Genomic DNA, 26889 nt, shown 5'->3' on the forward strand with positions numbered 1-26889 from the left:
TAATGTGAAAAGGTCGGTACAAAAGTGATTATGGTATTTTTTTATTTAGTTTTTCATATCTTTACATATTAAGGTAGATGAAGAGAGCAGCCCTATTTCAGGGGGAATGTACATGTTGAGAGGTAATATGAAAGCCGTCGTCAAACACCACCGAGGTTATGGGGCCCAATTACAAGTTGTCGATATACCGGATATTCGTGATGACGAGGTCTTGATTCGAGTGAAGATGACCTCGATATGTGGAACGGATATTCATATTTTCACCTGGGATGAATGGTCGCAGGGAAGAGTGAATCCACCATACGTATTTGGGCACGAATTTGCTGGGGAAGTAATGGAGATAGGAGCAAGTGTAAGCAATGTTTCGGTTGGTGATTGCGTATCTGCAGAAACACATATAGTTTGCGGCACTTGCAGGCAGTGCTTAACCGGGCAATTCCATATTTGTAAAAAAACAAACATTATCGGTGTCGATAAACAAGGATGCTTTGCAGAGTATATAGCTCTGCCCGCCAAAAATTTATGGAAAAATCCAAGTGATATGCCACTTGATATGGCTACCATACAAGAACCGATGGGCAATGCAGTCCATTCCGTGCTAGCTGGCGAGGTGCTGGGTAAAACGGTGGCAATAATCGGCTGTGGTCCAATCGGGCTGATGGCGATTGCTGTAGCAAAGGCCGCAGGTGCTGATAAAGTAATCGCTCTTGATATTAATGATTATCGACTTCAGCTGGCCAAAAAGATGGGTGCGACAGACCTCATTCATTCAATTAAACAGGATCCATTGAAAATCACGAAAAGCCTCACAAATGCCGATGGGGTGGATGTCGTTTGCGAAATGAGCGGTAATCCCACTGCTATCCAACAAGGGTTTAAGATGGCGACAAATGGTGGTAGAATTTCAATTTTAAGTCTGCCTTCTAAGCCCGTCACCCTTAATATAACGGAGGATATAGTATTCAAGGGCCTTACTGTCCAAGGAATAACAGGAAGGAAGATGTTTTCAACCTGGCAACAGGTTTCAAGCCTGCTTGAAAGTGGCAAGGTTGATGTAAAACCAATGATTACCCACCGTTTTCCACTAAGCGATTTTGAAAAGGGATTTGAACTGATGATCAAAGGTCAATGCGGTAAGGTACTCCTGATACCTTAAACATCATCTTAAAAAGTGAAATTACAATGTCAGCAATTGAAAAATTTTGAAGGGGAAGGCGTCATCCACAAAATGATAAGAAGAGGCTAAGACGAAATTAGCCTCTTCTTTCCTGTTCTTATTTTCCGAATTTGTGAAAAATTTCTTACAATTCAAGAAGCCATGACAGAATGATTGTTTCTTGCTGTTAAAAGCTTTATACTATAATAATGTGGATATATCACACTTAAAAGCAAATATTTACTGGTAATTCCTAAAAAGGAATCCGTATAAAACCATTAGAAGATAGGTCTTGAAATAGTTGGTGAAAGAAATAAACTAACTATTTTGAAAGGAGATTAACTATGAACGAGAAACAACGATTAGAATCACAACAAGTACAGGCTGAGAATCCAGCGGACAAAAAATCCGAAAAGGACTTCAGTAAATACTTTCAAGCCGTTTATATTCCGCCTTCCTTAAAAGATGCGAAAAAGCGAGGAAAAGAAGAAGTAGAATATCATGATGACTTTGCCATTCCTGAAGGTTTCCGTGGAATGGGAGAAGGTAAAAAGTTTTACATTCGTACTTATGGCTGTCAAATGAACGAACATGATACAGAAGTCATGGCGGGCATCTTTATGGCACTTGGTTATCGGCCGACAGACACCGTGGATGATGCTAACGTCATTTTACTTAACACTTGTGCGATTCGGGAAGGCGCAGAGAATAAAGTGTTCGGTGAATTGGGGCATTTAAAATCATTGAAATTGGAAAAGCCGGATCTATTGCTTGGGGTTTGCGGTTGTATGTCACAAGAGGAGTCAGTTGTAAAGCGGATCCTAGAGAAGCACCATTTTGTAGATATGATTTTCGGAACGCATAATATCCACCGCCTGCCGCAAATTCTTAATGAAGCTTATCTTTCAAAGGAAATGGTCATTGAGGTTTGGTCTAAAGAAGGTGATGTAATCGAGAACCTTCCGAAAGTGCGTAAAGGAAAAACGAAGGCATGGGTCAATATCATGTATGGCTGCGATAAGTTTTGTACATACTGCATCGTACCGTACACAAGAGGAAAAGAAAGAAGCCGCAGGCCTGGAGATATTATACAGGAGGTCCGTCATTTAGCAGCACAGGGTTACAAGGAAATAACTCTGCTTGGACAGAATGTGAATGCTTATGGTAAAGATTTTACGGATATCGAATACCGTTTCGGTGATTTGATGGATGAAATCCGCAAAATCGATATTCCGCGTATTCGTTTTACGACAAGTCATCCCCGTGATTTTGATGATCACTTGATTGAAGTATTGGCTAAGGGCGGTAATCTCGTTGACCATATTCATCTTCCAGTTCAATCGGGTAGTACGGACACACTTAAAATCATGGCCCGTAAATATACACGTGAACAATATCTAGAGCTAGTAAAAAAAATCAAGGAAGCTATCCCAAGTGTATCGCTAACCACTGACATCATTGTAGGTTATCCGAATGAAACGGAAGAGCACTTTGAAGAAACGATGTCCTTATACCGTGAAGTTGGTTTCGATGCAGCATATACTTACATCTATTCACCACGTGAGGGAACACCGGCTGCGAAAATGCAGGATAATGTACCGATGGAAGTGAAAAAGGAACGTCTGCAACGCTTGAACGCCCTTGTCAATGAAACGTGTGCATTGAAAATGAAGGAGTATGATGGACAGATTGTTGAAGTGCTCGTTGAAGGCGAAAGCAAGAAGAATGCGGAAGTATTAGCAGGTTATACAACGAAAAATAAGCTCGTGAACTTCAAAGGACCAAAATCCGCTATTGGCCAAATCGTAAAAGTGAAAATCACCGGAACGAAAACATGGTCACTGAATGGGGATATGGTTGAAGAAGCAACGGCGATTGAGGTGGAGTAATATGACGAAATATACTAAAGATGACATTCTGAACAAAGCTGCCGAGCTTGCTGAAATGATCGCAAGCACGGAAGAAGTCGATTTCTTTAAACGGGCTGAAGCACACATCAATGAAAACCAAAAAATCCGTGAAATGATCGCCAGTATCAAGAGCTTACAAAAACAGGCAGTAAACTTCCAGCATTACGGCAAAGAAAAAGCATACAGTCAAGTTCAGGCCAAGATTGATGCACTGGAAAAACAATTGGATGAACTTCCGATCGTGCAAGAATTCAAACAATCCCAGGTGGATGTAAATGACCTTTTACAAATGGTTTCATCACAGGTATCGAATAAGGTGACGGACCTGATTATTGAATCGACTGAGGGAGACGTCCTTCGCGGTGAGACAGGTTCAAAGGTACAAGCAGGCGGCGGAAGCTGTTCATAAATATTAAAAAAGCCCTTCTGATTTCAGAAGGGCTTTTTTAGATGCGGAAATCCTTATACAGTGCCCATTCGTGACACATATCCCAAAACATGCGCATAAAATAACCTAGGTTTAAAACATTACAGCAGTTTTCAAACAATTAAAATTCTACGCACACTAGACTTTTACCACGCATAGGATGAATGGAAACTGTATGAGGAGGGTTCGCTAGCATGTCACAATATAGAGAGATAATTACTAAAGCGGTGGTGGCAAAAGGACGCAAATTCACAAAGTCCTCTCACACCATTTGCCCGGCTCATCATCCTTCTAGCATTCTAGGTTGTTGGATCATCAACCATAAATACGATGCAAAGAAAGTCGGCAAAAAGGTAGAAATTCACGGCAGCTACGAAATCAACGTCTGGTATTCCTATAACCAAAATTCAAAAACGGAAGTTGTAACTGAAAAAGTGCAATATACCGACGTTATTTCGCTGAAATACCGTGATCCCGATTGTCTTGATGACCATGAAATCGTTGCAAAAGCTGTCCAACAGCCGAATTGTTTAGAAGCTTGCATCTCCCCATGTGGACAAAAAATCATTGTCCATGTGGAAAGGGAATTCTTTGTGGAAGTCGTCGGCGAAACGAAAATTTGTGTCGCTGTAAGTCCAGATGGCCGCTGTGAGGATGACTGGGGCTCTGATTTCGATGATGAGGATTTCGAAGATTTAGATCCGGATTTCCTTGATGAATTCGAAGATGAATAGAATATAGAAATTAATACCGGATGACATTCCCTTCATCCGGTCTTATTTAATTTGAAGCGGGACAAGTCCTTGCAGGGCTGGGAATGAGAAAAAAATAGGAATGCAATGTTACTATATCCGTGCGTAAGGCTTTGCAGATACAGCTAGCTCACAATTTAAAGGATATTTGATTTACCATGCAATTTCGAATACAGGCAATGTTGCTTTCCCGTATGTTATAATGAAGGACATAAATGTGTAATAGATTATAGTTTGGAAAGGTTTTGAAGGAATGGCTGGATATACTCCAATGATACAGCAATATTTAAAAATTAAGGCAGAGTATCAGGATGCCTTTTTATTTTTTCGTTTAGGCGATTTTTATGAAATGTTTTTTGACGATGCTCTGAATGCATCTCAAGAGCTCGAAATCACATTAACAAGCCGAGAAGGCGGTAGTGAAGAGCGAATTCCGATGTGCGGCATTCCGTATCACTCGGCTGCTAATTATATTGATATATTGATAGAAAAAGGTTTTAAAGTAGCTATTTGTGAACAAACCGAAGATCCGAAGCAAGCCAAAGGCGTGGTACGCAGGGAAGTTGTCCAGCTGATTACTCCGGGAACGAAAATGGATAGTAAGGGTCTTCGTGAAAAGGAAAATAATTATATTGCCACGATCACTTATTTCACGGATGGTCAGTTTGGCTTTGGATACAATGATTTATCGACAGGGGAAAATAAGGTCACATTGATTGAGAGTTTCGAGGAAGTTCTGAATGAATTTGCCATCCTCGGTGCGAGTGAAGTGGTCATTGCCGAGGATTTCAATGAAGAATGGAAAAAAAAGCTGCAAGAACGGGGCGCTGCCGCTCTATCCCTAGAGAATAATTCGGATCAAAGCGAGTCATTCGTTGCACTGCTTCATTTGTTAAAAGACCAGAAACTGGCGACAACGACTTCACGCTTATTGAATTATCTATACCGTACCCAAAAACGCAGCCTGGATCATTTACAGCCAGTGCTTGCATATGAAACATCTCAATATATGAAAATTGATTATTATAGCAAACGTAATTTGGAATTAACTGAAACCATTCGTTCCAAAGGTAAAAAAGGCTCATTATTATGGCTGCTTGATGAAACGAAAACAGCCATGGGCGGAAGAATGTTGAAACAATGGATTGATAGACCGCTCATTAATAAAAAACAGATCGAGCGGAGACAAAGCCTTGTTGAAACCCTAAAAAATCAATACTTCGAACGGCAGGACTTACGTGAACGCCTGAAGGAAGTGTACGATTTGGAGCGGCTTGCCGGAAGGGTGGCCTTCGGTAATGTAAATGCTCGGGACTTGATTCAACTGAAACGTTCATTGCAACAGGTGCCGATCATTCGTGAAATCGTGAAGTCAATGGCTTCAAATCAGGATATTTCAATTCTGGCCGATAAATTGGATCCTTGCGAAGAAGTGACGGATTTGCTCGAAACGGCGCTTGTAGAAAACCCGCCATTGTCCGTGAAGGAAGGAAATATCATTCAGGACGGTTTCCATAAGGAGCTGGATACATACAGGGATGCCAGCAGAAACGGGAAAACTTGGATTGCACAGCTTGAACGGGAAGAGCGGGAACGCACAGGGATCAAATCTTTGAAAATCGGATATAATCGTGTTTTTGGCTATTATATTGAAGTCACACGAGCCAATTTGCATCTGCTTGAAGAAGGCCGTTATGAACGGAAGCAAACTTTAACGAATGCCGAACGTTATATCACACCTGAGTTGAAAGAGAAGGAAGCTTTGATTTTACAAGCAGAGGAAAAAAGCATCAGTTTGGAATATGACCTATTCCTCAATCTTCGTGAAGAAGTCAAAAGCTATATCCCGCGCTTACAGGATTTAGCGAAAGGTGTCAGTGAACTGGATGTCTTGCAGTGCTTTGCGACGATTAGCGAAGAACGCCATTATGTGAAGCCTGTCTTTTCTGATGATCGAAGAATCGTACTGAAGGAAGGCCGACATCCAGTGGTCGAGAAAGTCCTTCAATCACAGGAGTATGTCCCCAATGACTGCTTCATGGATGGAGACCGGGAGTTACTCTTGATCACAGGGCCCAATATGTCGGGTAAAAGTACGTATATGCGTCAGATAGCGCTAACATCGATTCTAGCGCAAATTGGATGCTTCGTATCCGCAAGTATAGCTGAATTGCCTATTTTTGATAAGGTATTTACTAGGATAGGCGCGGCAGATGATTTGATTTCCGGTCAAAGTACATTCATGGTCGAGATGCTTGAAGCAAGAAATGCCATAATGAATGCGACAGAAAACAGTTTGATATTATTTGATGAGATCGGGCGGGGAACATCAACTTACGATGGGATGGCGCTTGCCCAGGCCATAATTGAATATATTCATGAGGAAATTGGGGCAAAGACTCTCTTTTCGACTCATTATCACGAATTGACAGTGCTGGCAGCGGAACTGCCAAAATTGAACAATATCCATGTCAGTGCCATTGAGCAAAATGGAAATGTCGTTTTCCTTCATAAAATTAAAGAAGGTCCAGCAGATAAAAGCTATGGAATTCACGTGGCAAAGCTAGCTGAATTACCGGAGCAGTTAATAGATCGGGCGGCCGCCATTTTAGCGCAGCTGGAAAATGAAAATGGACAGGCAAAGGCGATGCCTGAACAGGCTGCTGCTGTAAAAACACCTATTGCCGGAGTAGCCCCGGTGACATCCGTCAATGAGGCACAGCTTTCCTTCTTTGGGGAAGAGGCTCCTAAAGGAAAAGTGAATTCCTCGCCTAAGGAAAAAAAGGTGCTCGATGACATAAAATCACTGGATATCCTTGAAATGACGCCGCTTGAGGCGATGAATACCCTTTATAAATTACAAAAGAAACTTAAATGAGATAATAAAGCGAGGCGATAAAAATGGGGAAAATCAAACAGCTCGACGAGGCTTTATCTAATAAAATCGCAGCTGGCGAAGTTGTTGAACGCCCAGCCTCAGTCGTTAAGGAACTTGTGGAAAACGCAATAGATGCAAACAGTACCATTATAGAGATTGAATTGGTGGAGGCTGGACTTGGTTCCATCAGGATCGTGGATAATGGCGATGGGATTTTGGCTGATGACATAGAGGCGGCATTTAAACGTCACGCCACAAGTAAAATAAAAGATGAAAATGATCTCTTCCGAATCCGAACACTCGGCTTCCGCGGTGAAGCAATGCCCAGTATTGCTTCAGTTTCCCGTTTTGAAATGAAAAGCAGCACTGGCGAAGGTGTAGGAACGCGCATACTTCTTGAAGGCGGCATGGTTAAGGAACTCGAGGCTTCATCCAGCCGTAAAGGAACGGATATCCTTGTTTCCGATTTGTTTTACAATACTCCTGCAAGGTTGAAATATATGAAAACCATTCATACCGAGTTAGGAAATATTACGGATGTCGCTAACAGGCTCGCACTTTCGCACCCGGATGTTTCAATACGGTTAACACACAATGAGAAGCGTATCCTGCACACGAATGGTAACGGCGATGTCAGGCAGGTGCTAGCCGCTATCTATGGGACGAATATTGCCAAAAAGATGATTCCGGTTCAGGCAAGCTCCCTGGACTTCAAATTATCCGGATATATCGTCATGCCCGAAGTCACCCGGGCTTCAAGGAATTATATTTCGACCATGATAAACGGCCGCTTCATTAAAAACTATGCGCTCGTGAAAGCAATCCTGGATGGTTACCATACACTTCTACCAATTGGGCGTTTTCCAATTGCTTTGTTGAATATTGAAATGGACCCGATTCTTGTCGATGTCAATGTACATCCGTCCAAAATGGAGGTAAGACTAAGCAAGGAACAGGAATTGTTCAGTCTTGTATCGGAAACGATTAAATCTTCGTTTAAAAAGATGTCTCTAATTCCAAGTGGATATACACCTACACCAAAGCCGGAACAGGCGAAAAGTGAGCAAACTACGCTGGAATTGGACCATGTTGTGGAAAGCGGCAAGCGGGTCCTTGAAGAAGCCAAGAAAGAAGCTTCACTCTTGAAGGATACCTTGATTCGGGAAAAGCAGGAACAAAAGAGTTATGTGGAGCATGAAGATTTCAATTTTGAACCAATAAAGGAAATAATCTATAGCAATGAACAGCAGCAAATGGAAGATGTCTATGTACCGGTCTTACAAGATGCTGAAAGCAAACCATATTTCGAGTCAGCTGAAAAGTATACAACCTACACTGTCGAACAAGAGGAAGAAATCGAGGCGGATGAACAGGCTAACCGCATCCCTCCCATGTACCCGATTGGGCAAATGCATGGAACATATATTTTCGCTCAAAACGAAAAAGGTTTATATATCATAGACCAGCATGCTGCCCAGGAACGGATCAAATACGAATATTTTAAAGAGAAGGTCGGACGTGTTGAAAACGAGCTGCAGGACATGCTGGTTCCCATCACCCTTGAATTTTCAACAGACCAATGTATTCGGATAAATGAATATCGGCATGAGTTGGAAAAAGTCGGCGTCTATTTAGAGGAGTTTGGCTACAACGCCTATATTGTCCGATCGCATCCACAATGGTTCCCTAAAGGAATTGAACAGGAAATCCTTGAAGAAATGATTGAACAATTGCTCTCGATGAAAAAGGTCGACATCAAGAAATTGCGTGAAGAAGCAGCTATCATGATGAGCTGTAAAGCCTCCATAAAGGCAAACCGTCATCTGCGCAATGATGAAATCCAAGCACTTTTGGATGAACTAAGGCGCACAACCGATCCCTTCACATGCCCTCATGGAAGGCCTATCATCATCTCTTATTCCATTTATGAAATGGAGAAAATGTTCAAGCGGATCATGTAATTAAAAGCAATGGAGAACCCTTATGTAATGGGATTCTCCATTGCTTTTTTAGTTAAATGACCACATTTATTGGTCCATGCTCTTTTTTCTAGTGCTTTTGAAACGTTTTCAGCATAAGAGACCTGTATATTCTAAGTAACTGAGTTAGTTCCTGTTTATAAAGTCAAGTAATAACTTGTGTGAATACTTTATATCACTATTGATTTCACTATCTTCTACAGAGCCTAAAATATGCAACGCTTTTTTTATTATGATTTCATCAGTTACAAACTCATCGCTGATTAATTCAACTAAATTTTGAGATGCGCTTTCTTGAATATATATATCTGAGTTAGTTTTAAGGAACATAATCAGTGTAGATGCGAGTTCTGTTAAATCTTTATAACTACATGCCCATATGCTTATACCATCTAAAATGTCCTCAGTATCTATACTTTTACACAACTCTTTTGCACGTTCAACGGATAACTCATATCCACCAATGTATGCGGACAAATCTTCCGTTGGGGGTTCATATAAATTTTCAATCATTTCTTTAAAAGTCTTAAAGATAACGGAAATTTTGTTCTCTTCAGTGTCTATAAAAGTGATTTCTGGTTCACCTTTATTTTTTCTATAATCTAATACAAGCCACGTGTGTCCATCTCCGGAGATTGTTACAAAATCTTTTTCTTTAATTCCCCATTCATTAAGAAGGTATTTTGATTTATAAATTCCTTCATTCTCTTTAATTCCAAACAGAAAGTCTACAGCAATATGATCATCAGCGTAGGAATTTTTAAAACTAACTGGTAAAGCATTGTATTTTAAATATCCCCCATTTTGGATTTTTAATAGTTCAATATATTCTTTTGGGAGATTAATGTTTAAATTTGTTTCAGCATCAAGGATATCTCCTGCTGTTAATTCATTTAGGTTATATTCATCAAAATCCATATCTTCGAATTCTTCAAAAATAGACTCCAAATATCACACTCTCCATATTACTTAGTTTCATTCTTCTCAAATAAATCATCCAACAGTAAAATCTCAACTATTTATAGGCTTTTTCAATTGTAAGGTGATTTCTCATATTTATCCAAAAAAATGTTTTAATTTATTTGCATTTTAAAAAATTTCAATAATTCCTTTTTAGATAGAACCTGTGATGCACTATTAAGACACAGATGATTAAATTTTATAGAACTAAGCATTTTGATAGGGGGAGGTTCTTTTAAAGATAGGAGTAGTTCTGAGCCAACCGCAAACTGAATAATCTGTTGCTGTATTAGGGGGAGAAATTGAGAATTCCTTATATTATAAGAAGAAACTCGGTAGAATATATTTAGATTATATAACGGATAATTGTATCCAAGCGTGTTATGGATTTTTAAATACCCATAAACCACATTGGGTGGACACCAAATGTAAGGATGTGGCGAAGTAAAAAACGGATCATGTAATTAAAAGCAATAGATAAACATTAAAGTAATAGGGTTCTCCTTGCTTTTTTCGTTAAATGATTACATTTATGGGTCATAATCTTTAAAACAAAGCGTTTGAAAAGCTTTCTGCTGAAGAGTCCTGTATTCAAGATATAATCTCCGTGATAGACCACTAATTATTACAACAACGCAATTATCAAGTCAGAATCTTATATGGGCTATTTAGTAAATGAAGCTTGTCTATACCATTTTTTGAAATATGCATAACATAATATAGATTTTTTAATATGAAAAAATTTTATAAGAATGGAGAACGATAATGGCAAATGGATGTAACCAAAATCCGATAGGGACTTGTTCGGAAGCGGAAGGAATCAATACAACTGCTAATGGGACAGCCTCTCATGCTGAAGGAATCAATACAACTGCTAATGGGACAGCCTCTCATGCTGAAGGAATGAATACAATTGTTAACGGGACTGCTTCTCATGCGGAAGGAAGTACCACAACTTCAGGTGGTAATGCTGCACACACAGAAGGGTATGATACCGAAACAACAGCTGATACGGCACACGCAGAGGGAACTACTACGACAGCAAGCGGGGTAGCTTCCCACGCGGAGGGATATCTGACTACCGCTAGTGCAAATACTTCCCATGCGGAAGGAAGTGAAACAATTGCGACGGGAAACTCCTCCCATGCGGAAGGGTTTCGGACAACGGCCACAGCTAATACGGCACACGCAGAGGGAACTACTACGACAGCAAGCGGAGTTGCCTCACATGCGGAAGGTTTTGCAACGAATGCAAGTGGAGATAATTCGCATGCAGAAGGTAACAATACAACAGCAGCCGGAGCTAATTCACATACAGAAGGTTTGAATACGCAAACAACAATCAGCGGTGTTAACGCACATGCGGAAGGAGAAGGAAATACAGCAAGCGGCAGGGCCTCCCATGCGGAAGGAGGCGGAGTAGATCAAATGGGTAATCCAGTTCCCACCTTAGCAAGCGGGGATGGTGCTCACGCAGAAGGCATAGGGACAACAGCTAGTGGACCTGCTGCACACGCAGAAGGATTCAATACATCTGCAAGTGGTTCTGTTGCCCATGCCGAAGGAGTTGGTACAATCTCCAGTGGAATTGTTGCTTCCCATGCGGAAGGAGTAAATACAACTGCTAGTGGATTTGCTGCTCATGCCGAAGGGTTAGGCACAATTGCCAGTGGAAATTCTTCTCATGCCCAAGGGGAGGGCTCTATCTCCAGTGGGCTACGATCTCACGCGGAAGGGCAAAGTACATCTGCCAGTGGAGAAGCTTCTCATTCCGAGGGGATTACTACAAACTCCAGTGGAACAGCTTCCCATGCTGAAGGGAGAGAAACAAGAGCATTTGGGGAAAATTCGCATGCAGAAGGATTCCAAACCACTACGGGAAATGCGAATGATCCGACACTGGGGTTGAATGCCCATGCCGAAGGGGAAGGTACAACGGCTAGTGGAAGGGCCTCACACGCTGAGGGTGGAGCAATTGATCAAGTAGGTAATCCAGCCCCGACGTTGGCCAGTGGGAATAGTGCTCACGCGGAAGGAGTTGGTACAACAGCAAGTGGATTTGCGTCTCATGCGGAAGGGGGAACTCCAGACATAACCTTTTTACCAGGACCGGTAGCAAGCGGAAACTTTTCCCACGCAGAAGGCGTTGCAACATTCTCCAGCGGCCTTACTTCACATGCAGAGGGAGTAGGAACAATCGCCAGTGGTGATACCTCCCATGCTGAAGGTAACTTTACCTCAACAAATGGTTTTGAAGGAGCCCATATTATGGGAAGAAACGGAGCTGTTAACGATTTAGATGGTGACCCAACTTTTTCGTGGAATGTAGCTTTCGGAGCAGAGCCGTATGACACTACAGGACTAGTTGGAAAACTTCTGAATAACGGTAATATGTTCATTGATGGGGCATATGGCACTCCGGCGGGTGATTACGCAGAGATGTTTGAAACTGCTGATGGAAACCCAATTGATGTTGGCTACTTTGTTGTAGCATCAAATGAAGACAAAATTCAGAAAGCCACTTCAACCGCCCCTTTTATTTTGGGCATTACTAGTGCAACACCTGGTGTATTGGGGAATAGTGGAGGTTTGCGCTGGCAAGGGAAATATCAAATCGATGAATGGGGAAGAAAAAAATACCATGATGTCACTCTTCCACCCCAAAAAGACAAAAAAGGGAATGTGATTATTCCAGAAAGTACAGTAAAGCAACCCATCCTTAATCCGGATTGGAACCCTAACCAAGAATACGTTTCTCGTGTAAACCGACAAGAATGGGTGGCTGTAGGGCTAATTGGTCAAATACGGGTTCGAGATGATGGAACATGTGAAACTCATGGATATTGCTGGCCAAATGATGATGGAGTCGCAACAAAAGCGGAGAAAGGATATTTTGTATTAAAGCGTACCGGACCGAATCAAGTATTGGTCTTGGTCACTCCACTTCAAAAAAACTAAATAGTTAATACCATTGCAAATCGGTCAGCTGATGAAGTTTAAAGGACTTATGAAAATATAAAAAAACAAAATTCCAGAAAGATACAAAGATTTAGGATAGAACACTTTGATATGGGGAGGTTCCTTTAAAAGTTCTGGGCAACCGCAAAATTGAAGTGAATGCTTTGTTGTTATAGAGGGGATTCAATATGAATCTCTTATATTATAAGAAGAAACTCGGTAGAATATATGGGGATTATATAACGGATAATTGTATCCAAGCGTGTTATGGATTTTTAAATACCCATAAACCACATTGGGTGGACACCATAATATAAGATGTTGCTCAGTAAAATGAATTCGACATTTTAAACGGGTCATGTAATAAAAAGCAATGGAGAACCCTTATGTAATGAGAGGTTCTCCCTTAGACGTCATCCATGAAGGGTGTATAGGCCTTGAACAGCGTTAATCATGTTCCCAACATCTATCTTCAATAATAATATGGGGGATTGGGCTGGTATTGATAGTTGTATGCCGGGGCAGTATATAGTTGGTTATCATAGTGATTAATATATTGAGGATATTGCTGCATCTCTTCATCGGCTCGATGGCAGTTGACTGGCGGACCGATGAATGTTGATGGCTGAACCGGTGCAATTGCTTTTTTCCATTGGTTTTCATCCATGCAATAAGTATGTGCCATAATATTTGCCGGCGTCAATTTCAAGATATCTGAACCGAGGATCACCTCAGGTGTTGGTGCATTAAAAATGGCAAGCAAATGAGTATTATCCGTATTAGCCACTTCATAATGCCACCAACCTTGTGGGACATTGGCTACTTGACCGGGTTTAATGGGATAATTTTGTATTTGTTTTGTAAAAGGATTCAGTAATGAAACGGTTGCCGCTCCAGAAATGCAATACACGAGCTCTGCTGCATTTTGGTGATAATGCGGTTCTACGACATTGTCTGTACTAAGGTAAATATCTAATAATGAAACATTTTCGAGTGTGTTCAATTGTTTGATACCTAATACATTGATATAGTTTTGATTGTCTTTTTTCATTAAATTGCTTTTATTAATATCGAAAAAGTATTGTGTGGATGGTGAGGTATAGTCCATATAGGAGACCATGAATTTATCATTCCTTTTTTTAAGACTTGATTTTTCAGGATATGTAAAATCTCATTTTAATGTGCAATAACCCAGTGGGTTTATTGCCTATGGAACTGATAAGGGTTGCTGATGATGCTGTGATAGGCAGTGACTTAGAGTAACGAATAGTTATGGTTATTATATCAATATTATTTTATATATTTTAAAACTGAAACTACTAAACTGAATTTTTGATATAATCAAACTTTTGATTAGCGTAATTTTCCCATTGCATGACTTTAAATTACAGTGATATAATGTTCTCTGTGATTTTAAAGTTTAACATAGGAAGTGGCTAAATTGTCGAACAATTCAAAAGAGAGTAAATTCGTCCCGTACGTCTCTGCATCTAAATCTTTACCGGAATTGACTGCAACTGCAATCATTCTAGGGATCATTCTTGCAATCGTGTTCGGGGCGGCAAATGCATACTTAGGCCTACTTATTGGTTTAACTGTCTCTGCTTCAATACCCGCGGCGGTAATTTCAATGGCTATATTAAGAGGGGTTTTTCGCAGGGATTCAATATTAGAAAACAATATTGTGCAAACGATGACCACAGCAGGTGAGGCTATTGGTGCCGGTGCTGTATTTACCATTCCAGCATTATTCATGTGGGACATGGACGTGAGTCAAGCATTCATCATTTTCGTTGTATTAACTGGGGGATTTTTAGGGGTCTTCATGATGGTTCCACTTCGCCAGCTTTTGATTGTAAGGGAACATGAAACATTACCTTATCCTGAAGGTACGGCATGTGCCGAGGTCCTGAAATCAGGAGAAAAGGGTGGTACAAGCGCCAAGCTGATCGGAGCCGGCTTGGTTATCGGCGGTGTGGTTAAAGGGCTTGGTGATGGGTTTAAGCTTTTCAAGACTGAGGTTGAAACAGGAATCACGAATTTTAAAAATGCAGTGGTTGGTCTTGATGCCTTTCCTTCCCTTTTGGGTGTAGGTTATATTATTGGACCGCGTGTTGCAGGACAAATGCTAGGTGGGGGTTTATTAGCCTGGGTCGTTCTAATACCGGCCATCAGCTTTTTTGGCGGAAGCAATGGAACAGCCATTTTCCCTTCTGAGGTACCGATCGGTGAATTGGATGCATGGGGAATTTGGGATAATTATATACGCTACATTGGTGCTGGTGCCGTTGCAACTGGCGGATTGATCACATTGATCAAAACATTACCAATACTTTTCAGTTCAGTTTTCGATACTCTTAAAGGTGTTAAAGCCAATAAAGGACAACTAAAATCAGGTTCGATCCGTACAGAACAAGACATACCGGCTAAATACGTTTGGCTGGGAACGATCATCGTTATTTTAATCATTGCTTTCACACCTATCACGGATGTAGGAATCATCGGTGCGATTGCAATTGCGATTTTTGGGTTTTTATTCGTGACAGTGGCTTCAAGGGTTGTTGGGATCGTCGGAAGTTCTTCTTCCCCGGTTTCAGGAATGACGATAGCCACACTATTGATTGTAGCGATTGTCTATAAAGCTACTGGTTTTACTGGTACGACGGGAATGGTAGCCGCGTTAACCGTCGCTGCGATCATTTGTACTGCACTTGCGGTTTCAGGTGATGTTTCTCAAGATCTAAAAACAGGATATATCGTCGGCGGAACACCATGGAAACAACAAGTTGCCATGATGATCGGTGTTGTTGCGTCAGCTTCTGTCATTGGTTTTATCCTGGTTCTGATGGATAACGCATATACGATGGGATCTGCAGAACTGCCTGCACCTAAAGCGGCACTAATGAAAATACTGGCTGAAGGTGTTCTTGGGGGAGATTTACCTTGGACACTCATCTTTATCGGTGCGGCTATTTCGATCACATTAGAATTTTTCGGTCTAAATTCACTTGTTGTTGCTGTCGGCATTTACTTGCCGGTTCATACGAGTGCCCCAATCATGATCGGTGGATTTATTCGTTTCTTCGTTGAGTTTTTCTCGAAAACAAAAGAAGCGCTTAAAGCACGGGTTGATAGAGGTGTATTATTTGCATCTGGTTTAATAGCGGGTGAATCATTGATTGGTGTTCTTATTGCCATATTGATCGCAGCAGGTGTCCAAGTTCCGGCTGCGGCTAAATTAGCCAGCAATTTGCTACCTTTCCTATTATTCCTTGCTCTAGCTGGATTGCTATGGTTCGTATCCAGCAAAGGGAAAAAAGAAGATGCTTCGTAAAAGCCAATCAAAAAAGAGGAACCTGTTAACCATGGTTCCCCTTTTGGAAAAACGCGTCACTATGGTACAAGAATCTTCGGAAGCAACTTTTTTAGTCATTCAAAGGACCAATTTTGTGGAACGAATTACAATTCGTTTCTTTAAACAACCATCAGTCCGCAAAATCAAGCTTGATAAGTTTGGGGCATATGCCATTAAACAGATGGAGTTCCAAAGAAATGTAAATCAGATTTCTGAAGCGATGAGTGAACATTTTGGAGAGGAAGCAGAACCGGCTTTACCGAGGTTGATGAAATTCTTGGAAATTCTAGAGGTTCATGATTGGATCATATGGAATGATGAAGAAGAAAAATGAAAAAAGCTGAAGCTCTTTTGATGCTTCAGCTTTTTTCTGTTTTAAATTTGATGAAAATCAAAAATTTTCACAGGCTTACGACATTCTAATAATCTACATTTTTACAAAAATGAACTTTGAGTATAATTATTTGTAACTATTTTATATCTATTGTATTCTTGTACTGTCAGTCAGGATAAAATATTCATATTTTGAAGAGCAGGTGGATTATTATGGGAAGAGTACAAGGGAAAGTAGCATTAGTTACAGGTGGAGCTTCAGGTATAGGGTTATCCATATCCACACTAATGGCTAAAGAAGGCGCAAAAGTCGTGATTGCTGATTTTAACGAAACAGGAGCGAAAGAAGCGGCTGAAAACATTAAAAAACAAGGTGGGGAAGCGTCTGGAGTGTTCTTGGATGCCGGACAAGCAGATTCCATCCAGGCATCAGTCGACTTTACCATTGAACAATATGGAACGGTTACGGTACTTGTTAATAATGTGGGGTCAACTAACCTGCATAAAGATCTGGATGTCGTGAATTTAGATTTGGAAGAATGGGACCGACTTATGGATGTGAATTTAAAAAGTGTGCTATTGGGCAGCAGGTTTGCGATTCCTCACATGATTAAAGCGGGAGGAGGTTCGATAATCAATACGGCCTCCATGGCTGGATTTACAGGTGACTCCGTACGATCTGCATATGGCGCGTCCAAAGCGGGGGTAGTGAATTTGACCCGTTATATCGCTGCACAGTATGGTAAAGATCATATTCGTTGTAATGGAGTGGCACCAGGTCTTATTTTAACTCCTGCAGCGAAAAATAATATGCCTCAGGCCGTACTCGATATTTTTGCTAAATTCAATGCATTGCCATATCATGGTGAAGCGGATGATATCGGTTATACCGTACTATTCCTTGCATCTGACGAGTCCAAATTCATTACAGGTCAGACGATCCAAGTCGAAGGCGGCCATTATATGGCCAACCCAAGCATCTCTGATTTTAATGATTATGTAACGAAAGCAAAATCCAATTAATTGTCTGGACATTCATATAACAAAACCTTACCCTGGATAAGATCAACCTTATCCGGGGTTTTTAGTTAGGAAGCCCTTTATTTAAAAAACATGAAGCAGGTGCATTAACAATGGAAGCAACGAATTATGACGAAATGCTGAACATCAAAACGGAAGGTGAACAAAAAAAATTCAATGATTCTTTGCATTACCACCGATATGAACCTACGCCTTATAGCGCATTAGAACATTTATTCAAAAAATATGCACTGAAAAGAAATGATCGCATTGTTGATTTTGGATGCGGTAAAGGACGCTTGAATTTTTTCATCCATCATTTATATCAATCATCTGTGGTTGGCGTGGAGATGAATGAAAGTTTCTATAAAGAAGCGATCGAGAATCTGAATGGCTACATGAAGAAAAGGAACAACAACTATGGCAATATAGAATTCCACAACTGTTTGGCGGAAGAATATGATATTGATACGAATGACAATCGCTTTTATTTCTTTAACCCGTTCTCGGTACAGATCTTCATGAAAATCATCAATAACATATTGCTTTCCTTTGAAAAAGAACCGCGCCAAATCGAACTGATTTTATTTTATGCTTCACAGGATTATATTTTTTTCCTCGAAAACCAAACCGCCTTCGAACTGAAAGACGAGGTGATGTTACCTGGCTTGACAGAATCTAATCCTTTTGAAAAATTCGTCATATACCAATTGTTAATTTGAATGGATACTCGTTTTTTGGTGATAATCAAGCAAATATTAAATGCACTCAAGCGATATTTCATTGATGCTTGGGTGCAATGAGTAACGAACCGTGGTGGGTACTTAATTTACAGTGTATTGTAAAATCCTTACTTTTTTTGCATGCTCCTATTCCATTTTTTATCTTTTAGTTTTATGCTCTTCTATTTCTAAGGATGAATCACTTTGTTTGTGGGCGAGGTTCTAGTTTATAGTTTGTAAGCCATAGTAAACATAAAAAAATTAATTCAAATGCATTGGTAACAGCCGAACTTTCTATGGGAATAGGGATGGCACTTCCAACTATCATGACTATAACTCCTAAAAGCATCCAAATCCAACGTGTTCTTATAAATATGCAGATGCTAATCACCAATAATATAAAGGTAACAATAAGCACCATTAAAGGTGGGCCTGAAGATTCCTCACTAACATATCTTAAAACACCATACTCGTAGATTGGTACAAATGTCTTATGCATATTTTCAATAAATTCATAGATGATAAGCCCAGCTGTAAGGAAAAGGAAAAAGTAGGGTGTTATCATTTTTTTTGTAAAGGGAATATGTATCCTTTTCGCCATTCCCCATCCAAACAAAATCAATGTGGGAGTGATAAATCCATGACTCCAGAAACGTAATGCATTTAATGACTCCAACAAAGGGCCATCACCAATGAACTTTCCAGAGGCAATAATTAAGTTATCCACGATAAGCCCGAAAGTAACTAGAAGAAGAAAGCTTGAATACGAAAAGAGTTTACGGTCCTGTCGAAGTAACATCATTCCCATGATAAAAAGAATAATATAAATGATTGAATAACAAAAATATAAAATAGTATCCAACTAATTCACCCCCTATATTGTTTTTTTCCATACTATAATAGAACAAAACATATCACAAAAAATAACATTAAATATAATTTTAATTTAATGTGAAATTCATATTCAGGAAAGATTGTAAATACCTATACGGAGAATCTAATGGGTAGGCTTTATATATGGTTTTTATAAGTATCAAAGGTCTACATAAGAAACTTTATATTTAAACATGGATGGAAGCATTGCATGAAAAATTCCCATAAATAGCGATATTACTGATAAGCAGCCACTGAAATACGTGCACAGATTGTGTAATAATTCTCAATGTGGACTCAGACGAACTACGTTTCCGAAAAACATGTGGCAATGTTCAATAGCTGGCATCCAAACAAAGAGAGAGGATTCGTACAGGGTGGGTACACCTAATAAGGTGAGATATAGCACAGCAAGTAAATAAACTTGAAAATGATGGAGATAATCCCCCCTTTGTCATAAAAATATTCAAAAGAGAAGGAAGTTAGATGTAAAGTTCAAGGACAGGGTGAATGAAAAGCAATACTAGTAGCTGTGTGTGTCCATAACATCACCTAGAAATAAATTTTAGGAATAGTGAGGTATAAAATGAAAAAAGTTATTAAATATATTCTCGTTAGTATAATTGCATTAATGATTATCGCTTTCGGCAGCTTTTACATATGGTCAGAACAAACATACAAGCCATCAGATGAATTGTATGCGTTAGTTGGAAAGGGGAATATAAAAAAGGAAAATGGGTTTGTCACATTCGAACCAACAAAAACTAAGAAAGTGGGCATTGTCCTGTATCCAGGTGCCAAGGTTGAGCCGGAAGCATACGGATATTATGCAAAAGAATTATCGAAAGAGGGATATACAGTCGTTATCCCAGATGTGAGGTTCAATTTCGCTTTGTTTGATAAAAATAAAGCAGTGGAAGCTAAAGATGCATATCCAGATGTGGAGAAATGGTACGTTGCTGGACACTCGTTAGGAGGAGTAGCCGCCTCCGCATATGCTTATGAAAATCCAAAAGAGGTGGAAGGAATTATCCTCCTCGGTTCATATCCCAGTAACTCGAATGACTTTTCAAAAATGAAGGTTCCTATGCTATCGTTATATGCAGAACATGATGGGCTATCTACAGTAGAGAAGATTGTGAAGACAAAGCACTTACTATCTAAACAGGCTAACATGCATAAGATAGCGGGTGGAAACCACGGTCAATTTGGTGTATACGGAAAGCAAAAGGGAGATAATGAAGCGACTATCTCAGCTAAGAAACAACAAGAAGAAATGATAGTTGTCACAAAAAAATGGCTTAATCAGAATGGGGAGTAAGTAAAATTCAGCTTGAGCCATGAGAAAAAGGACCCGTTATTCTAAGATGATGTAGAGAGGCCCTCAATGAATTAATTGGGGGCATTTTCATACCGAGATATATTGGACTTGGAAACAATGATGCAAAGGGATCCGGTATGCGGAAAAAAGGGGGGGATGTAGACTAAACGACAAGCACCACACCTCCCCGGTCCGGATTATTGCTTTCGCGTTATTTGTTTAATATTATGCTATATTTGTAAATTCACTCATTTAATGAGTGTATTTGTAAGTATGTAAATAATTATCCGGAACAACGAAAAGAGGCAATCGTTATGATTGCCTCTCTCAAGAAGAAAAACGAGTGTGCATGAAGTTTGTTTCAGTTGATTTCAGAAATCCGTTCCCTTTTTCTGTAAAGCCTCATCAATGCCAGCGGCTGTGGGGTCTCGGCTAGCCAGTTATTCGGAGGAGTGGCGCAAATTTCTTCAATCCAATGACGTTTCACCCATTAAAAAAGTAAAAAACATGAAGGGTAACAAAGTCTTCCGAGCCTCCTGCGGAAGGCGAGTGCCTGGAGTGGAATTCAACGTTCCACTCTTACAAAACCCTAAAAAAATCGAGTATGTTTACAGTCCGGGCTGCCTTAATTAATAAGGCAGCCGTCTTATTTTATATAATAATATTCAATAGTTACGCTCGATGACAAAGTGCGCGCGATCGCCTCTAAAGAGAGTTTTAGAGAATTCAATGACCGATCCGTCATTCTCATATGTGTAAGTTTCCAATGAAAAACAAGGTGAGCCGTTCGGTACGTCCAATTTGTCAGAAATGGAATCGTCGGCAAGTGAAAACTCCAAGTGTTCGACCGTTTTTTTTACTTTTAAATTGAATTGTGTCTCAAGTACTTTAAAGAGTGATTTTTCGCAGGCTTCGATATTAAGCCCGGGTGTTTTATACCAAGGGAGATAGGCAATTTCATATTGAAGGGGGATATCGTTTACGTAACGTATCCGTTCCAGTTTATTTACGGGGTCTCCAATATTTTGTTTAAAAAGCTTGGCAAGGGTAGCGTTTGCTTCGATCACCTTTAAGCTAATGACCTTTGTAGAAGGGTTTTTTCCTTGCATCGTGACTTGCTCAGAGAACTTTTCAACCGTGCTTGAAAGAAATTGCTTCACTTTATTTTCCGAAACGAAAGTACCTTTGCCCTGAACACGGTAGATGTAGCCTTCGACGTTCAATTGCTGTAAGGCCGTGCGAACTGTTGTCCTGCTTACTCCGTATATTTTACAAAATTCTGCCTCAGTCGGTAATTTTGTATTTGTTTGATATTCGCCATTTTTTATGAGATCGATAATTGATTCCTTAACTATGGAATGCAATGCCGCTTCTTTATTCATGGTCTCCACAGTGATTCCTCCTATGCTCATTCCCAATATATACATATAGATTATCTCGGATAAGTTCAATAATCAACTTTAATTCAAAAATTTGTAGTAACAAATTAAAAATTGTGTTGATATTTTTTCGATTTGTAACTACAATGTATGTATGGAGGCAATAATACCCATTTCATATTCAAGGGAAGTGATAAAAGTAACATCGATTATAAAAAATGCGGTTTAGACTTACTTGAAAATACTGAATAATCAATCATTAAAAAGGGGGGTAATTTCAATGAATATCTTATTATGTTGTTCTGCAGGGATGTCTACTAGTTTATTAGTTACCAAGATGGAGGAAAGTGCTAAAAAACAAGGGGTAGAGTGTCATATATGGGCAGTTGGTTCTACAGAAGTTAACAATGAAATAGATAAGGCCGATGTTATTTTATTAGGGCCGCAGGTTAGATATCTTCTTTCCAAGCTACAGGAAGCGGGGAAAGAAAAGGGAATTCCAGTCGCAACCATCAATCCGATGTTCTATGGACTATGTAATGGTGAAGAAGTGCTAAAACAAGCCACTACTTTAATAAAAGGAGAATAAGGATATGATGACTTTTATTGATAAGTATATTATGCCTGGGGCGGTAAAGGTAGGGAATAACCGGCATTTGCTTGCAATTCGTGACGCATTGATTGGAATGATAGCGATTACAATGATCGGGTCATTCGCCGTCCTGTTTAATAATCTAGGGCAAGTCATCAAGCCTTACGGAAGAATGATGGAGGCCATCTTCGGTCCTGCATGGAATACGCTCGGCGGTGATATTTGGTTTGGAACCTTTGCATTCATGACGGTATTCGCTGTATTCGGCATTTCTTATAAATTGGCACGATCATACGGTGACGATGGTTTTGAAGCGATGCTGGTATCCGCAGCCTGTTTCTTCTTACTATTGCCTCAAATCGGAAATGTCACTTTAACCATCGATGATAAGGATGTTACTGGCGGGGCCTGGGGTTTTGTAAGCGTAAACTATTTTAATGCTACAGCCCTCTTTACAGGAATTGTCGTTGCCTTGATAGCCACTGAAATATTTGTGAGACTTTCCCGAGTGAAGTATTTAGTCATCAAGCTTCCTGATGGAGTACCTCCTGCGGTTGCCCGTTCATTTGCAAAGTTAGTGCCGGGTATGGCAACGATCTTTATCGCTGGTATATTCGGACTGCTGTTCCGTAAAGCTACGGATGGGCAGGTATTGAATGACTGGTTGAGTAAAGTGATCGTATCTCCATTACAAAGTGCAGTAGATTCATTGCCATTCGCTATTTTACTAGTATTTCTTGTTCATTTATTATGGATGATCGGTTTGCATGGACCCAATATCCTTGGTGGGATAACGACACCGCTTTTTGAAAGTTCAGGAGTGAAAAATATCGATTTATATGCAAAAGGCGTCAAAGACATGGACCAATACGGGGTATTGGCGGGTTCTTTCCTGGATGCATTTGTTTATTTAGGCGGATCTGGTGCAACATTGGGCCTAATCATTGCAATGATCATTGCCGGCCGGAAACGGTATAAACAGATGATTGCACTCGGAGGGGCACCAGGAGTGTTCCAGATTAACGAACCCATTCTTTTCGGATTGCCTATCGTTCTGAATCCAATGTGGTTCATCCCATTCGTTCTCGGCCCGGTAATTACAACGGTGATCTCTTATATCGCGGTAAGCAGCGGAATGGTTTTCCCGATCGTCGCTAAGATTCCATGGGTTACCCCGCCGATTGTGGGTGGATTCCTGGCCACAGGCGGACATGTATCTGGAGCGGTTTTGGCTGCAATCAATCTAGTCATTTCAACAGCTATTTATTTACCATTCGTTTATGCTCAAGTGAAGATAGACACCAAAAATGAAACAAAGCTTACAAAAGATTCAGAAACGCTAAGCCTTTAAGAAAGTAGTGATGAAAAATGGAAAAAGAAGAATTATACCAGCTATCCTTTCAATTGATTTTATATAGTGGGAATGCGAGAAGCTTTGCAATGGAAGCGTTGCAGGAAGCAAAGAAAAAGGATTTTGATTCTGCACGATTGAAAATCGCCGAGGCGGAAACGGAATTACTGCAGGCCCATAAATACCAAACTCAATTAATTCATGCCGAGGCGGGCGGGGACCATTTTGATCTTCCCATCATCCTAGTGCATGCACAAGATCATTTAATGACGGCGATGACAGTAAAGGATCTTGCACTGGAAATGATCGATCTACGCGAAGAATTCTTACATGCAAATGTTGTGAAGGAGAGGGCTGCCGAATGAGCAAGGGGCTGAAAATTGTCACGATTGGTGGAGGATCGAGCTATACGCCAGAACTGATCGAAGGATTCATTAAATATCATGAAGAACTTCCCGTGAGTGAAATTTGGCTCGTTGACATCGAAGCGGGAAAGGAAAAGCTTGAAATTGTCGGGAATCTGGCAAGAAGGATGATTGAAAAGGCTGGTGTGAATATTGATGTCCACCTCACGCTAGATAGAAAGAAAGCGCTTAAAGGCGCAGATTATGTAACAACCCAGCTGCGGGTTGGCCAGCTCGCAGCAAGGGCACTTGATGAAAAGATTCCATTGAAACACGGAGTGATCGGACAGGAGACGAATGGGCCTGGTGGGCTTTTCAAGGCTTTTAGAACGATTCCCGTCATTCTGGATATTGCTCATGAAATGGAGGAATTATGTCCGGAAGCATGGCTGATTAACTTCACGAATCCTGCTGGAATGGTAACCGAAGCAGTTCTGCGTCACAGTAATATTTCCAAAATCATCGGACTTTGCAATGTGCCGATTGGTATGGAACGAGGTGTTGCGGATTTAATGGATGTAGAGCCATCAAGAGTCCGGATCGACTTTGCCGGCTTGAACCATATGGTTTACGGATTGGATGTATTCGTTGATGGGGAGAGTGTCAAAGATCAAATCATCAATTTGATTACTGATCCAGCTAAAGCTGTCACGATGAAGAATATCCATGCAATGGGCTGGGAGCCGGAATTCCTTAGAGCGTTAAATTTGTTTCCGTGTCCATACCACAACTACTATTACAAAACGGGGGATGTGCTGGCCCAAGAATTGAAGGATGCAGAAAAAGGGGAAACACGTGCAGAGGTCGTTCAAAGACTTGAAGCAGGTTTATTCGAGCTATACAAAGACCAGGATCTGGCTATCAAGCCGCCGCAGCTTGAAGAGCGCGGAGGTGCGTACTACAGCGATGCGGCTGTACGGTTGATTTGCTCGATGCATACGGATAAGCGAGATATTCAAGCGGTAAATACGGTCAACCATGGTGCGATAGAAGGCATCCCTTACGGCTCGGCGATTGAAACCAGTTGCGTGATAACTAAGGATGGACCTAAGCCAATCAACGTAGGAGAGCTTCCTGTCGCTGTCCGCGGATTAATTCAGCAAATCAAATCCTTTGAAAGGGTAGCCATCGAAGCTGCAATTTCGGGGGACTATGATACTGCGTTGCTTGCCATGACGATCAATCCACTCGTTCCAAGTGACCGGGTTGCAAAACTTATCTTAGACGAAATGCTGGAGGCACATAAAGATTATCTGCCGCAGTTTTTTGAAAAAAAGGAGTTGCAGGATAATTTATCATGATTGAAGTCCTTGTAAATGCAGATGATTTCGGGTTAACTAAAGCGGTGAATTATGGGATTTTGGATAGCCACAAATATGGAATTGTCAATTCGGCAACGATCATGATGAATGCGCAAGCAACGGAGCATGCGATCGAAATCGCAAAGAAGACACCATCGTTGAAGGTAGGTATACACTTAGTGCTGACATGGGGGAAACCTTTGTTGAGTGATGTTCCGAGTTTGGTTGATGAAGCTGGTTTCTTTAAGAAGCAAGGGTTGGTATATGGGGATCCTGCCGGTATTTCCTTGAGCGAATTGGAGAGGGAGTGGTCAGCACAAATCGAAAGATTCTTGGAATTTGGTCTATTCCCGACTCATTTTGACAGCCATCATCATGTGCATGGGATCACAGCATTTCTACCGGTTATTAAAAAGCTGTCAGATAAATATGGATTGCCAGTGCGTAATGCCGGAAGGCACCTTGCTGGGATTCAAACCGTTACAGATGTATTCCTGGATGATTTTTATGGAGAAATGGTGGTTGAAGATTACTTTCAAAACTTGAAGGGGAGGGTAATGGATGGGGCGAGCGTGGAGATAATGACTCACCCTGCTTATATGGATGAAGAATTAATGGAAGTCTCCTCATATAATGATAAACGTTTAAAAGAAACCCGGATCCTGACAAATGCAAAATTACCTGAGGGATTTTTCCTTAGATTCAGCATCAACCAGGTTAACATTTGATTTTGATAAATACAGCCCTTTAATTGCAAAAGAGGACCATTCATCCAAATGATGAATGGTCCTTTTAAATTCAATGAGTGCTTTATCTTAAAAATTAATAAGCCAAGCTGAATAGGGCTTTGATGTGCGATAGATAGCGAACATTACTTGCTTCTTTCATCAATGTAGCCGGAAGTCCTTTAAGGGACGTGTTATTGGCCCCAACCGTTGCCACCGCATCCTTACGGCCAAGGCTCGCAAGCGTACCTGAGTTGACAGGCGAAAATGCTTCAAGTTTCTTGCCTTCAAAGGCTGCAAATAGGTTGTAACCAACAAGCTCACCCATTTGCCAAGCATTTTGAGCAGTAGGAGCGTATGGACGGCCGCCTTCTGGAGGGAAAGCAACGGCACTGTCTCCGACAACGAATACGTCTTTATGGGATTTGGATTGCAAATACTCATTAACGGTTGCTTTGCCGCGATCCACTTCAAGGCCTGATTCGCCTACGAT

General features: G+C 40.7%; 21 protein-coding genes and 1 pseudogene. 17 read left to right on the top strand and 5 right to left on the bottom strand.

Features of this window, described 5'->3' with window-relative positions; genetic code table 11:
* Window positions 1-115: 115 nt before the first annotated feature.
* The 6 genes from tdh (at window position 116) to mutL (ending at window position 9084) form a co-directional block, all read left to right on the top strand.
* Window positions 116-1156 (top strand): L-threonine 3-dehydrogenase, encoded by a 1041-nt coding sequence (tdh, locus tag ACQKMF_RS17055; RefSeq protein ID WP_427574183.1) that lies wholly within the window; start codon window positions 116-118, stop codon window positions 1154-1156.
* A 344-nt stretch (window positions 1157-1500) separates the two neighbouring features.
* On the top strand, window positions 1501-3045 hold the full coding sequence (gene miaB, locus ACQKMF_RS17060; RefSeq protein ID WP_101224708.1) for a tRNA (N6-isopentenyl adenosine(37)-C2)-methylthiotransferase MiaB: 1545 nt from the start codon (window positions 1501-1503) through the stop codon (window positions 3043-3045).
* A 1-nt stretch (window position 3046) separates the two neighbouring features.
* Window positions 3047-3475 (top strand): RicAFT regulatory complex protein RicA family protein, encoded by a 429-nt coding sequence (locus tag ACQKMF_RS17065; RefSeq protein ID WP_101224709.1) that lies wholly within the window; start codon window positions 3047-3049, stop codon window positions 3473-3475.
* Window positions 3476-3687: 212 nt separating this feature from the next.
* Window positions 3688-4227, top strand: a complete 540-nt coding sequence (locus tag ACQKMF_RS17070; RefSeq protein ID WP_034313495.1) for an outer spore coat protein CotE — start codon at window positions 3688-3690, stop codon at window positions 4225-4227.
* A gap of 271 nt (window positions 4228-4498) precedes the next feature.
* Complete coding sequence (gene mutS / locus ACQKMF_RS17075) at window positions 4499-7123, top strand: DNA mismatch repair protein MutS (RefSeq protein WP_427574146.1); 2625 nt, start codon at window positions 4499-4501, stop codon at window positions 7121-7123.
* Between the two features lie 23 nt (window positions 7124-7146).
* Window positions 7147-9084, top strand: a complete 1938-nt coding sequence (gene mutL, locus ACQKMF_RS17080) for a DNA mismatch repair endonuclease MutL (protein WP_427574148.1) — start codon at window positions 7147-7149, stop codon at window positions 9082-9084.
* Window positions 9085-9228: 144 nt separating this feature from the next.
* On the opposite strand, the gene ACQKMF_RS17085 is transcribed toward mutL, so the two are convergent.
* Window positions 9229-10050, bottom strand: coding sequence for an SMI1/KNR4 family protein (locus ACQKMF_RS17085; protein ID WP_427574150.1), 822 nt, complete (start codon window positions 10048-10050; stop codon window positions 9229-9231).
* Window positions 10051-10827: 777 nt separating this feature from the next.
* Between ACQKMF_RS17085 and ACQKMF_RS17090 the strand changes: the two genes are divergently transcribed.
* Window positions 10828-13020 carry a peptidase G2 autoproteolytic cleavage domain-containing protein gene (locus ACQKMF_RS17090; RefSeq protein ID WP_427574152.1) on the top strand — a complete coding sequence of 731 codons (2193 nt, stop codon included), beginning with the start codon at window positions 10828-10830 and terminating at the stop codon, window positions 13018-13020.
* Between the two features lie 472 nt (window positions 13021-13492).
* Here ACQKMF_RS17090 and ACQKMF_RS17095 read toward each other — a convergent pair whose 3' ends face one another.
* Window positions 13493-14140: a cupin domain-containing protein gene (locus ACQKMF_RS17095; protein ID WP_101224714.1), complete on the bottom strand. Its 648-nt coding sequence runs from the start codon at window positions 14138-14140 to the stop codon at window positions 13493-13495.
* A 321-nt stretch (window positions 14141-14461) separates the two neighbouring features.
* On the opposite strand from ACQKMF_RS17095, the gene ACQKMF_RS17100 reads away from it, so the two are divergent.
* The 4 genes from ACQKMF_RS17100 (at window position 14462) to ACQKMF_RS17115 (ending at window position 18450) form a co-directional block, all read left to right on the top strand.
* Window positions 14462-16354 carry an OPT family oligopeptide transporter gene (locus ACQKMF_RS17100; protein WP_230177458.1) on the top strand — a complete coding sequence of 631 codons (1893 nt, stop codon included), beginning with the start codon at window positions 14462-14464 and terminating at the stop codon, window positions 16352-16354.
* On the top strand, window positions 16344-16709 hold the full coding sequence (locus ACQKMF_RS17105) for a PqqD family protein (protein ID WP_260357134.1): 366 nt from the start codon (window positions 16344-16346) through the stop codon (window positions 16707-16709). Before ACQKMF_RS17100 ends, ACQKMF_RS17105 begins: the two co-directional genes overlap by 11 nt.
* Before the next feature lie 212 nt (window positions 16710-16921).
* Window positions 16922-17731 carry an SDR family NAD(P)-dependent oxidoreductase gene (locus ACQKMF_RS17110; RefSeq protein ID WP_427574155.1) on the top strand — a complete coding sequence of 270 codons (810 nt, stop codon included), beginning with the start codon at window positions 16922-16924 and terminating at the stop codon, window positions 17729-17731.
* A gap of 110 nt (window positions 17732-17841) precedes the next feature.
* The gene (locus tag ACQKMF_RS17115) at window positions 17842-18450 is read left to right on the top strand and encodes a methyltransferase domain-containing protein (protein ID WP_427574157.1); all 609 of its coding nucleotides are present in this window, start codon (window positions 17842-17844) and stop codon (window positions 18448-18450) included.
* Window positions 18451-18649: 199 nt separating this feature from the next.
* Here ACQKMF_RS17115 and ACQKMF_RS17120 read toward each other — a convergent pair whose 3' ends face one another.
* A complete protein-coding gene (locus tag ACQKMF_RS17120; RefSeq protein ID WP_402941895.1) occupies window positions 18650-19312 on the bottom strand; it encodes a hypothetical protein in 663 nt (220 codons plus the stop codon).
* Between the two features lie 597 nt (window positions 19313-19909).
* Here ACQKMF_RS17120 and ACQKMF_RS17125 point away from each other — a divergent pair.
* Window positions 19910-20644 (top strand): alpha/beta fold hydrolase, encoded by a 735-nt coding sequence (locus tag ACQKMF_RS17125; RefSeq protein WP_427574159.1) that lies wholly within the window; start codon window positions 19910-19912, stop codon window positions 20642-20644.
* A gap of 665 nt (window positions 20645-21309) precedes the next feature.
* On the opposite strand, the gene ACQKMF_RS17130 is transcribed toward ACQKMF_RS17125, so the two are convergent.
* Complete coding sequence (locus ACQKMF_RS17130; RefSeq protein ID WP_101224747.1) at window positions 21310-22026, bottom strand: GntR family transcriptional regulator; 717 nt, start codon at window positions 22024-22026, stop codon at window positions 21310-21312.
* Window positions 22027-22303: 277 nt separating this feature from the next.
* Between ACQKMF_RS17130 and ACQKMF_RS17135 the strand changes: the two genes are divergently transcribed.
* The 5 genes from ACQKMF_RS17135 to chbG are packed head-to-tail and all read left to right on the top strand — an operon-like array spanning window position 22304 to window position 26399.
* Window positions 22304-22612 carry a PTS sugar transporter subunit IIB gene (locus ACQKMF_RS17135; RefSeq protein WP_048684685.1) on the top strand — a complete coding sequence of 103 codons (309 nt, stop codon included), beginning with the start codon at window positions 22304-22306 and terminating at the stop codon, window positions 22610-22612.
* Window positions 22613-22616: 4 nt separating this feature from the next.
* Window positions 22617-23966, top strand: a complete 1350-nt coding sequence (locus ACQKMF_RS17140) for a PTS sugar transporter subunit IIC (protein ID WP_034313464.1) — start codon at window positions 22617-22619, stop codon at window positions 23964-23966.
* Window positions 23967-23983: 17 nt separating this feature from the next.
* A complete protein-coding gene (locus ACQKMF_RS17145) occupies window positions 23984-24331 on the top strand; it encodes a PTS lactose/cellobiose transporter subunit IIA (RefSeq protein WP_230177452.1) in 348 nt (115 codons plus the stop codon).
* Window positions 24328-25671: a 6-phospho-beta-glucosidase gene (locus ACQKMF_RS17150; protein ID WP_101224721.1), complete on the top strand. Its 1344-nt coding sequence runs from the start codon at window positions 24328-24330 to the stop codon at window positions 25669-25671. Before ACQKMF_RS17145 ends, ACQKMF_RS17150 begins: the two co-directional genes overlap by 4 nt.
* Complete coding sequence (chbG, locus tag ACQKMF_RS17155; RefSeq protein ID WP_101224722.1) at window positions 25668-26399, top strand: chitin disaccharide deacetylase; 732 nt, start codon at window positions 25668-25670, stop codon at window positions 26397-26399. The genes ACQKMF_RS17150 and chbG overlap by 4 nt, the downstream gene beginning before the upstream one ends.
* Before the next feature lie 94 nt (window positions 26400-26493).
* Here chbG and ACQKMF_RS17160 read toward each other — a convergent pair.
* Window positions 26494-26889: pseudogene (locus ACQKMF_RS17160) on the bottom strand (NAD(P)/FAD-dependent oxidoreductase); the annotation flags it as partial.

Origin of the sequence: Peribacillus sp. NPDC101480, from assembly GCF_050277335.1 — a bacterium.
Lineage (GTDB): Bacteria > Bacillota > Bacilli > Bacillales > DSM-1321 > Peribacillus.

Bases quoted from the DNA above. Each gene is read 5' to 3' on its own strand.
- miaB (WP_101224708.1), top strand. From the start codon at position 1,501: ATGAACGAGAAACAACGATTAGAATCACAACAAGTACAGGCTGAGAAT.
- ACQKMF_RS17065 (WP_101224709.1), top strand. From the start codon at position 3,047: ATGACGAAATATACTAAAGATGACATTCTGAACAAAGCTGCCGAGCTT.
- ACQKMF_RS17070 (WP_034313495.1), top strand. From the start codon at position 3,688: ATGTCACAATATAGAGAGATAATTACTAAAGCGGTGGTGGCAAAAGGA.
- mutS (WP_427574146.1), top strand. From the start codon at position 4,499: ATGGCTGGATATACTCCAATGATACAGCAATATTTAAAAATTAAGGCA.
- mutL (WP_427574148.1), top strand. From the start codon at position 7,147: ATGGGGAAAATCAAACAGCTCGACGAGGCTTTATCTAATAAAATCGCA.
- ACQKMF_RS17090 (WP_427574152.1), top strand. From the start codon at position 10,828: ATGGCAAATGGATGTAACCAAAATCCGATAGGGACTTGTTCGGAAGCG.
- ACQKMF_RS17095 (WP_101224714.1), bottom strand. From the start codon at position 14,140: ATGGTCTCCTATATGGACTATACCTCACCATCCACACAATACTTTTTC.
- ACQKMF_RS17105 (WP_260357134.1), top strand. From the start codon at position 16,344: ATGCTTCGTAAAAGCCAATCAAAAAAGAGGAACCTGTTAACCATGGTT.
- ACQKMF_RS17110 (WP_427574155.1), top strand. From the start codon at position 16,922: ATGGGAAGAGTACAAGGGAAAGTAGCATTAGTTACAGGTGGAGCTTCA.
- ACQKMF_RS17115 (WP_427574157.1), top strand. From the start codon at position 17,842: ATGGAAGCAACGAATTATGACGAAATGCTGAACATCAAAACGGAAGGT.
- ACQKMF_RS17125 (WP_427574159.1), top strand. From the start codon at position 19,910: ATGAAAAAAGTTATTAAATATATTCTCGTTAGTATAATTGCATTAATG.
- ACQKMF_RS17130 (WP_101224747.1), bottom strand. From the start codon at position 22,026: ATGAATAAAGAAGCGGCATTGCATTCCATAGTTAAGGAATCAATTATC.
- ACQKMF_RS17135 (WP_048684685.1), top strand. From the start codon at position 22,304: ATGAATATCTTATTATGTTGTTCTGCAGGGATGTCTACTAGTTTATTA.
- ACQKMF_RS17140 (WP_034313464.1), top strand. From the start codon at position 22,617: ATGATGACTTTTATTGATAAGTATATTATGCCTGGGGCGGTAAAGGTA.
- ACQKMF_RS17145 (WP_230177452.1), top strand. From the start codon at position 23,984: ATGGAAAAAGAAGAATTATACCAGCTATCCTTTCAATTGATTTTATAT.
- ACQKMF_RS17150 (WP_101224721.1), top strand. From the start codon at position 24,328: ATGAGCAAGGGGCTGAAAATTGTCACGATTGGTGGAGGATCGAGCTAT.
- chbG (WP_101224722.1), top strand. From the start codon at position 25,668: ATGATTGAAGTCCTTGTAAATGCAGATGATTTCGGGTTAACTAAAGCG.